The sequence below is a fragment of the uncultured Jannaschia sp. genome, from assembly GCF_947494055.1.
GTDB lineage: Bacteria > Pseudomonadota > Alphaproteobacteria > Rhodobacterales > Rhodobacteraceae > Jannaschia.
The window spans coordinates 1-1,112 of sequence record NZ_CANLTR010000136.1; the positions used below are offsets into that span (position 1 = coordinate 1).

Sequence of the window (1,112 nt, forward strand, 5' to 3'; positions counted from 1 at the left end):
AGGCTCGCAGCCCCGCGGGCAGTCCAGTCGACCCTGACCGTCATGATCTCGCCGTCAGGATCGACCTCGCCATGCCCGGCCCGGGACAGGTCGAGGACCCGTCCCACCTCCGCGAAGGCGACCCGTGCCATTGCGGCGGGATCGTCGAGCGTGCGGAGGCGGTCTCCCACCTCCAGGATCGCCGTATGCATGCGCTCTTCGCGGCGGCGTTCGGTGACGTCGATCATGACGCCTGAACGGACCTGCGCGTCGTCGTCGGGTCCCTCTTCGCCCACCGTTCCGGTCGCATTGCCATTGAGCGCCGCCAGGTCGGACAGCGTATGCAGCCAGCGTATGCCGCCATCGGCATGAACGACACGGAAGGTCACGTCGAGATGGTCCCGGGCTCGCGTCGTGCGACGCTGCGCCTCCTCGACCCGCGCGACGTCGTCGGGATGGATGCGGTCGAAGAAGGCGGCGGCGTGGGCTCCCTCTTGCAGCAGGATCGGGTCGAGATCGAACATGCGCGCGCAGCTTTCGTCACCCCAGACGATCCGCCGGCCGGGATCGAAGCGGTAGAGCCCGATCGTGCCCGAGGTGCGCAGCACCGTGGCCACGCTGTTCTCCAGGTTACGGACCCGTAACTCGGCCTCGTGGCGCTTCGTCTGGTCGCGAAAGATCTTCAGAAAGCCCGAACGCGATCTGGTGTCGCTGCCTCTGAGAGGCATCATCAGGCCCTGGGCATAGAAGCGTGATCCGTCCCGGCGCATGTGATAGCGCTCGTCGGTTGCCCGGCCGGTCTCCGCAGCCTCGCGCATCTCGGCTTCCATGCGGCCCTGCGCGACGTCCTCGGGTGTGAAGAACGCGCGCGACGACTGACCGATGATCTCGGCCTCGCTCCATCCGAGGATGCGTTCGGCCCCCTCGTTCCAGGAGGTGACGTGACCCTCCGGCGACATCGTCACGATCGCGTAGTCGACCGCGCTGTCGAGGATGAGCCGGCCGAGATCGGCGTCATCGATCGGGGCAGCCGGATCGAAGCGGCCGTCCGGTCCGAAATGGCCGTTGTCGCCGTGTCTTCCGTCCGCCAATCTCGTTCCTCCTGATCCTGATGTTATCCGAGTTCGGGCTGA

Annotated in this window: 1 protein-coding gene; it reads right to left on the reverse strand. The window is 66.9% G+C overall.

The features are described 5' to 3' along the window. Window positions 1–1,070, reverse strand: a 1,070-nt coding sequence (locus Q1A87_RS23500) for a PAS domain S-box protein (protein ID WP_299657276.1), incomplete at its 3' end; no start/stop codon positions are given. Window positions 1,071–1,112: the final 42 nt, after the last annotated feature.